The sequence below is a fragment of the Caulobacter sp. D5 genome, assembly GCF_003185805.1.
Classification (GTDB): domain Bacteria; phylum Pseudomonadota; class Alphaproteobacteria; order Caulobacterales; family Caulobacteraceae; genus Caulobacter.
Genome location: NZ_QHJY01000324.1, coordinates 1 through 8,076 on the forward strand (window position 1 = coordinate 1; position 8,076 = coordinate 8,076).

Consider the following 8,076-nt stretch of genomic DNA (forward strand, 5'->3'; position numbering starts at 1 on the left):
GCCACTGCCGCGTTTGACGCCAGAGCGCCGGCCGCCGCTGTGGGCACCCCCATCCCCGACCCTTCCCCCATCAAGGGGGAAGGGAGGCAGATCAATCCCGCACCAGGCCCCCGTCCACCACCAGGTTCTGCCCCGTCACCGCCCGCGCCCACGGGCTGGCGAAGAAGAGGACCGCGTCGGCGAATTCGGCCGGGGTGGTGACCGAGCGCAGCGGGGTCATGCCGGCGATCAGGTCGAAGACCGGCTCGGGCGTGGCGGCGCTGGCGCCGGTGACGCGAAGCAGGCCGCCGGACACCATGTTGACGGTGATCCCGGCGGGGCCGAGGTCACCGCAGGCCGTGCGGGTCAGCGACAGCAGGGCCGCCTTGACGGCGGTGTAGTCGTGATAGGGCACGACCGGGTTCTGGAAGAGGTTGGTGCCGACGTTGATCACGCGGCCGAACCCGGCGTCGGCCATGTCGGGCGCGGCGACCTGGATGACGTTCAGCGCGCCTTTGAGCACCGTGACGTTCTGCTTCTCAAAGTCTTCCCAGGCGATGCTGGCGAGATGCGCGCGGGCGTCGCCGTTGAAGCTGTAGTCCAGGGCGTTGTTGATCACGGTGGTGACGTGCGAGCCGAAGGCCTGTTTGGCGGCGGCGAACATCGCCTCGACGGCGGGACGGTCGGCGACGTCGGCCTGGACGGCGATGGCGCGCTCGGGACTGCCCAGTTCGACCGCCAGGGCCTCGGCGGCGTCCTTGCTGGCGCGATAGTTGATCACGACGCGGGCGCCGTGGCGGGCGAAGGCGCGGGCGATCTCGGCCCCCAGGCCCCGGCCGGCGCCGGTGACGAGGACGATCTGGTCGGACAGCTGCATAGGTTAGAGACTCCAAACTCGGCCCGGCGGGTTGTTAGCGCTGTTTGGACGGCGGCGAAAACCTCGTCCTTCGACAAGCTCAGGATGAGGTTTTTCTAACGCCCAGCCTCGCCATGGTCCTCACCCTGAGCCTGTCGAAGGGCGAGGGCCACGCACTACCGCCTCTCGTCCAAACTCGCCACGACCCCCAGCTCCGGCGAGGGCGGGTTGGGCAGGGGGACCTGGGCCTCCAGCCGGCAGACCAGGCCCTGCGGCCGCCAGTCCATCCGCGCCTGGCCGCGCAGCTCGCCGCGCAGGCTGCGCTCGATCAGCCGCGAGCCGAAGCCGCGCCGGGCGGGCGGTGCGGTCACCAGCGGGCCGCCGGTCTCGGTCCAGGTCAGGCACAGTGCGCGGGCCTCGGCGTCGAAGCTCCAGGCGACCGCCACCGCGCCTTCGGACGTGGCCCCTTCAGACGTGGAAAGCGCCCCGTACTTCAGGGCGTTGGTGGCCAGCTCGTGGAAGATCAGCGACATGGTCAGCGCCCCGCCCGGCGGCAGGAAGCAGGCCGGTCCCTCGACGCTCACCCGCCCGGCGGCGGCGGTGAACGGGGCCAGCGCCCGCTGCGCCACCTCGCGCAGCTCGGCCCCGTGCCAGCTCTCGCGCGTCAGCACGTCGTGGGCCAGCGACAGGCCGAGCAGCCGCGACTCGAACTTCTCGAAGGCGGTGATCGGGTCGGGCTCGTTGCGCAGGGTCTGGGCGGCCATCGACTGGACGGTGGCCAGGGTGTTCTTCACGCGGTGGTTCAGCTCGTTGATCAGCAGGCGCAGCTGGCCCTGGTGGCGCTCCTGCTCGACCTCGATCCGCTTGCGGGTGGTGATGTCGGCGATGATGGCCACCAGGTAGGGCCGCTGGCCGGGCGGTTGCACGCGCGAGACGTTGAGGCGGATCCACAGGCTGGACCCGTCGCCGGCCCGCAGGCGGCGCTCGGCGTGATAGGTGTCGGTGCGGCCGGCCAGCAGCGAGCGGACGTGGCGCTGGGCGTCCGGCAGGTCCTCCGGCTCGATCAGCTCGGCGGCGTCTCCGGCCAGCAGGTGGTCGCGATCGTGGCGGGTGATGGTGCAGAAGCGGTCGTTGACCTCCAGGAAGGTCCCGCTCGGCGCGATCCGCGCCACGCCCATGGCCGCCTGCTCGAACAGCGCCTTGTAGCGGGCCTCGGCCGCCTCCAGCCGCAGGCGCGCCTCGACGGCGGCGGTGGCCACCTCGGTATAGAGAACGAGGCCGCCGATCGCCCCGTCCTCGGTGCGCCAGGGGGCCATCGACCAGCGGATCCACTCGACCCGGCCGTTGCGGTCGACATAGCGGTCGCCGGCGTCCTCGCGCAGCTCGACCCCTTCGGCGATCACCCGCGCATGCAGGTCGCGCCAGTGGCGGGGGATCTCTGGAAACACCTCGTAGTGCACCCGGCCCAGCAGCGGCAGGTCGGCCGGCAGGCCCTGGTCGGTCAGGTACTGGGCCGAATGGGCCAGATAGCGCATCGACCGGTCGAAGATGGCGATGCCCAGCGGCGCATGCTTCAGCGCCGTGGTCAGGCTGGGCGAGTCCTGCGCGATCATCGGGCGGGCGGGGGCTCCGGCTACGGACGGCGAGAGCGCGCATCATGGCCCCGTTCGCGCAAGGGGGGAAAGGGGGCACCTTCTCCCCTTGCGGGAGAAGGTGGCGACGAAGTCGATGGATGAGGGGGCTCTCAGATGTTGGACGGCCCCGCCCGGCCTGACCGCCGCACGCGGCTTAGAGTTCTGAGAGACCCCTCACCTAACCCTGCTCCGCAGGGCCACCCTCTCCCGTAAGGGGAGAGGGAACGGGTGGGCGATCTCACGCACCAATCCCGTCCGCAGACCCCCAAACCGTAAAATCCCCGCGAAAGCGGGGACCCAGGCTTTTTCTGAAACCCATGGCGCTCGACGACAAAACACCTGGGTCCCCGCTTTCGCGGGGATTTTACGGTAGAGAGAGCGGTCAGGCACAGCGCCCAGCCTCGCCCCCTCCACCACTTCGTGGTCCCCCTCCCCCGTTTCACGGGGGAGGAGAGGGGAGACGCCCCTTACTCGGCGCTAGCCTCCACCGGCTGATCGTAAGCCGCCATCATCGCCATGTTCAGGATCTTCGACACCGAAGCGCCGAGCGGGCAGATCTGGACAGACTTGCTCAAGCCCAGCAGCACCGGCCCGATCACCGTCGCGCCGCCCAGCGACTGGACGAGCTTGGTCGAGATCGAGGCGGCGTGGATGGCCGGCATGATCAGGATGTTGGCGCTGTCGGTCAGGCGCATGAACGGGTAGGCGAGGCGCTTTTCGGGGTCGAGGGCCAGTTCGGGGGGCATTTCGCCCTCGTACTCGAAGTCGACGCCCATCTCGTCGAGGGCGGCGACGGCCTCGCGCACCTTGTCGGAGCGCTCGCCCATCGGGTTGCCGAAGGTCGAGTAGCTCATGAAGGCCACGCGCGGCTTGAAGCCGAGGTTGGAGACGGCGCGGGCCGCCTCGCAGGCGATCTCGACCAGCTCGTCGGCGTCGGGCAGTTCGGTGACGTTGGTGTCGGCCACGAAGATGGTGCGGCCCTTGGCCAGCACGACCGACATGCCCATGATCCGGCCGCCGGGGGCGGGGTCGACGACGCGCAGCACCTCGTCCAGGGCCTGGTCGAAGCTGCGGGTGACGCCGGTGACCATGCCGTCGGCCTCGCCCATGCTGACCATCGAGGCGGCGAAGCTGTTGCGGTCCTGGTTGATCAGGCGCTGGACGTCGCGCTTGAGGAAGCCCTGGCGCTGGAGGCGGGCGTAGAGGGCGTCGACATAGTCCGGATTGCGGTCGGACAGGCGCGCGTTGTGGATCTCCAGGCCCGAGGTCTCGGGGTCCAGGCCCACCAGGCGCATGTTCTCGTGCACCAGGTTCTCGCGGCCGCAGAGGATGGCCTTGCCGTAGCCGCCGGCCTGGAAGGCGTAGGCGGCGCGGATGACCGACGGCTCTTCACCTTCGGCGAAGACGATGCGCTTGGGCCGGGCCATGACCGAGCCGGCGATCTTCTGCAGGAAGCCGGCGGTGGGGTCGAGGCGCTGGGCCAGGCTCTGGCGATAGGCCTCCATGTCGGCGATCGGCTTGCGGGCCACGCCCGTGTCCATGGCGGCCTGGGCCACGAACGGCGGCACGTACCAGATCAGGCGCGGGTCGAAGGCCGAGGGGATGATGTAGTCGGGGCCGAACTTCAGCTGGCGGCCGTGATAGGCGGCGGCCACCTCATCCGGCACATCCTCGCGGGCCAGCATGGCCAGCGCCTGGGCGCAGGCGATCTTCATCTCGTGATTGACGCGGCGGGCCCGCACGTCGAGCGCCCCGCGGAAGATGTAGGGGAAGCCCAGGACGTTGTTGACCTGGTTGGGATAGTCGCTGCGGCCGGTGCCCATGATCGCGTCCTTGCGCACGCGGTGGACTTCTTCCGGCGTGATCTCCGGATCCGGGTTGGCCATGGCGAAGATCACCGGATTGGGCGCCATGCTGGCGATCATCTCCGGGGTGAAGGCTCCCTTGGCCGACAGGCCAAGAAGAACATCCGCGCCGGCCACGGCTTCTTCGAGGGTGCGCTTGTCGGTGTCGACCGCGTGGGCGCTCTTCCACTGGTTCATGCCCTCGGTGCGGCCGCGATAGAGCACGCCCTTGCTATCGCAGGCGATGACGTTCTCGGGGCGCACGCCCATGGCCTTGATCAGGTCCATCGAGGCGATGCCGGCCGCGCCCGGGCCGTTCAGCACCACCTTGATGTCGGCCAGGTTCTTGCCGGTGATGTGGCAGGCGTTGATCAGGCCGGCGGCGCAGATGATGGCGGTGCCGTGCTGGTCGTCGTGGAACACCGGGATGTCGAGCAGCTCCTGCAGCTCGGTCTCGATGCGGAAGCACTCGGGGCTCTTGATGTCTTCCAGATTGATGCCGCCGAAGGTGACGCCGATGTTCTTGACGACGGTGATGATCTCGTCGGCGTCCTTGGTGGAGACCTCGATGTCGATGCTGTCGACGTCGGCGAAGCGCTTGAAGAGCACGCTCTTGCCCTCCATCACCGGCTTGGAGGCCAGGGCCCCCAGGTCGCCCAGGCCCAGGATCGCCGTGCCGTTGGAGATCACCGCCACCAGGTTGCCCTTGGAGGTGTACTCGTAGGCCATGTCGGGATCGGCGGCGATCGCGTGCACCGGCACGGCCACGCCGGGCGAATAGGCCAGGCTGAGGTCGCGCTGGGTCGCCATCGGCTTTGTGGGGGTCACCGCCAGCTTGCCCGGTTGCGGGTGGCGGTGGAAGGCCAGGGCCTCCGCGTCGGTGAAGGTCTTGCGTTCCGCGTCGCTCATGGCGGCGTTTCCTGTCCTGCGTAGCCAGTTGAAATGGACCCGCCGAACGATGCGACGCGCCCTTATGCACGGACCAGCCTAGCGACGGGGGGCAGGCGCGACAACCGCGCAATCATCGATGGTATCGCTACAAACGCTTGTTGGGATTGGGTTTGCGGCATGTGGGACGCTGCCCCCGCGTAAGCTGGCGAACGGACCACCGGATAAATCCGTTGACCGGGCGGAGGGGCTGGGCGACGAGGCGCGGGCTCGTTTCGTGGAGAGAACGCCCATGTCCGCCCCCCCCGTCAGGATCGCCGTCGCCGGAGCCCTGGGCCGCATGGGCAAGGCCGTGGCCGCCACGCTGGAGGGCCGGTCCGACGCCGTGGCCGTCGCCCGCTTCGACCGGCCGGGCGCGGAGGGCGAGGGCCTGGTGGCGCTGGAGAGCGCTTTGGCCCAGGCCCAGGCGATCATCGACTTCACCATTCCCGAGGCCTCGGTCGCCCTGGCCGAGACGGTCGCCGCCGCCGGCGGCGGGATCGCCCTGGTGATCGGCTCGACCGGCTTCACCCCCGAGCAGGACGCGCGGCTGGAGAAGGCCGCCCAGACCGTGGCCATCGTGCGTTCGGGCAACTACTCGCTGGGCGTCAACATGCTGATGGGCCTGGTGCGTCAGGCTGCCGCCGCCCTGCCGGCCGCCGACTGGGACATCGAGGTCTTCGAGGCCCACCACAAGCGCAAGATCGACGCCCCGTCGGGCACCGCCCTGATGCTGGGCCAGGCCGCGGCCGAGGGGCGCGGCGTGGTGCTCTCCGAGGTCGAGGACCGCGCCCGCGACGGCGTCACCGGCGCGCGGACGGAGGGGAACATCGGCTTCTCAGTCGTGCGCGGCGGCGGCATCATCGGTGAGCACAGCGTGATCTTCGCCGGCGAGAGCGAAAGCCTGACCATCGCCCACTCGGCCATCGACCGCGGCCTGTTCGCCCGCGGCGCCGTGGCCGCGGCCGTGTGGGTGCAGGGCAAGCCGCCGGGCATCTACGACATGCAGCAGGTGCTGGGGTTTAAGGCGATCTAGGCGCCTAGTTAGTCTCCCGTCTTCCCGCCCCAGTGGCCGCCCCAGTGGCCGCCCCTGCGGCGGGAAGACCAGCCTTCGGTCTAGCCCCTGGCCAACGCGCTGGCCGCCTTGCCGTCATACTGGCCGCCGAAGTTGGTCTTCAGGTGGGCCATGATCGCGCCGACGTTGGCGTCGGGGTTTTGGGTGCGGAAGTCGTCGATGGCCGCGCGCAGTTCCGCTTCCGTCATCTGCTTGGGGCCATAGGAGGACAGGATCGCCAGCTCGGTTTCGGCCGCCTTGATCCGCTCGTCCACTTTCGACACATCGCCGGCGGCTTCGGTCAGGCGCGCACGTTCGGCCGCGAGGTTTTCCAGCGTCAGCTTCGTGTTCTTCAGGAACTTCGCGACGGTGGCGACGACCTTTTCGTCGGTGACTTCCGTCACGCCGCGCTTGAATTCCTCGGTCGTGATCTGCGTGGCTTCGCCGATCAGCGTGGTGAGCAGGTCGGCCTTCAGGCGGTCGCTCACCTTGCGCGCCGCGAGTTGGTCAGCCTTGAGCGCGTCGAGCAAAGCCATGTCGTCGTCCTTTCAATTCACTCTATTCGGTAGTGCCGTAGCCACTCATAGCGGCCTCTCGATGCGTTCGCTAATGGGCGAGTGTCGATAGCGGCTCCAGGGCGGGAGTGACGGGAAGAAGGCGATAGGCCGAGCGAAGGCCGCGCGTCCCTTTCCCTGTTTCAATACCGGCGCTTTCTCGACTTTTCCGCAACGGGGGCCTCACAAACGCCACGGCTTGCGGCATGGTGCGGCCAATGGCCGAGCCCCACGCCGACCCCGATTCCGCACCGAAGACCGCGAAACCCAAGCGGGGTCTCCGCCTCGACAAGGCCGCCCTGGCCGACGCCGGGCTGGAGGCCGTGTCGTTCGCGATGATGGCCTTCATCGCCCTGGGCTTTTCCGCCTATTCCGGCCGGCGCGAGATCAGCCGCGCCCTGGCCGAGGCGTGGCTGGCCGAGCGCGGCATCGAGGGGCTGATCTCGGTCGAGAGCCTGGACGCCAGCGGCTTCGCCGGCTCGATCCGGCTGGGCCCCGCCAACGACCCCTATTTCTCGGCCAAGCGCATCGAGGTGGCCTACGATCTGACCGCCCCGTGGTCGGGCGGGCCGTTCGCCATCGACACCCGGGCCGTGCGCATCACCAGCCCGCGCCTGCGCGCCCGCTACGACGGGACGAGGCTCACCTTCGGCAAGCTCCAGCCGCTGATCGACGAGGCGCTGAAGTCGCCCGGCGAGGAGAAGCAGGGCGGGCCGGCCGTGCTGGTCGAAGACGCCCGGGTGACGCTCGACACCCCCGGCGGCGTGGCCCGCCTGACCGGCGACGCCAGCCTCGACGACGGCCAGCTGCTGCGGCTGGACGCGGCGGTGGCGGCCATGCGCTACGCCACCGACGATTTGCAGGTCGAGCTGCGCGGGGCGGCCCTGCGCGCCCGCAAGCGCGGCGACCGCCTGACCGTCGACGCCCGCGCCGACGTCGAGGGGCTGGACGCCGAACAGATCGACCTGGAAGAGGCCGACGCCCGCCTCGAGGCCGACGTCGCCTATCCCGACCTCAAGCGGCTGGCCGCGACCGGTCCGGCCGACGTCAAGCTGTCGATCAAGGCGCAGGGCCTGCGGGCAGGGGAGACCAGCCTGGCCGACGTCGAGACCCGCCTGACCCTGGCGGGGCTGGTGGCCGGCGACTTCAAGAAGGGCGGCGCGGCGGCGCGGGTCTCGGGCCAGGCCCGGGCCGGCCGGCTGGTCGCCCCCGGCGTCGAGGCCCGCAG

General features: G+C 69.8%; 5 protein-coding genes and 1 pseudogene. 2 read left to right on the forward strand and 4 right to left on the reverse strand.

Annotation, left to right across the window (positions count from 1 at the left end; translation table 11 throughout):
* Positions 1–91 precede the first annotated feature (91 nt).
* From DMC18_RS19515 to DMC18_RS19530, 3 genes are all read right to left on the reverse strand, one after another.
* Positions 92–856, reverse strand: a complete 765-nt coding sequence (locus DMC18_RS19515; RefSeq protein ID WP_110133228.1) for a 3-oxoacyl-ACP reductase — start codon at positions 854–856, stop codon at positions 92–94.
* Positions 857–1,011: 155 nt separating this feature from the next.
* A complete protein-coding gene (locus tag DMC18_RS19520; RefSeq protein ID WP_110133229.1) occupies positions 1,012–2,448 on the reverse strand; it encodes a sensor histidine kinase in 1,437 nt (478 codons plus the stop codon).
* 488 nt (positions 2,449–2,936) lie between these two features.
* Entirely contained in the window at positions 2,937–5,222 is a 2,286-nt protein-coding gene (locus DMC18_RS19530; RefSeq protein ID WP_110118048.1) for an NADP-dependent malic enzyme, read from the reverse strand.
* A 271-nt stretch (positions 5,223–5,493) separates the two neighbouring features.
* Here DMC18_RS19530 and dapB point away from each other — a divergent pair, with 271 nt between their 5' ends.
* Positions 5,494–6,276 (forward strand): 4-hydroxy-tetrahydrodipicolinate reductase, encoded by a 783-nt coding sequence (gene dapB / locus DMC18_RS19535; protein ID WP_110118047.1) that lies wholly within the window; start codon positions 5,494–5,496, stop codon positions 6,274–6,276.
* A gap of 80 nt (positions 6,277–6,356) precedes the next feature.
* Here the strand turns inward: dapB and DMC18_RS19540 are convergent, their stop codons facing one another.
* Positions 6,357–6,830, reverse strand: a complete 474-nt coding sequence (locus DMC18_RS19540) for a GatB/YqeY domain-containing protein (protein WP_110118046.1) — start codon at positions 6,828–6,830, stop codon at positions 6,357–6,359.
* 236 nt (positions 6,831–7,066) lie between these two features.
* Here DMC18_RS19540 and DMC18_RS19545 point away from each other — a divergent pair.
* Positions 7,067–8,076, forward strand: a pseudogene (locus tag DMC18_RS19545) (hypothetical protein); the annotation flags it as partial.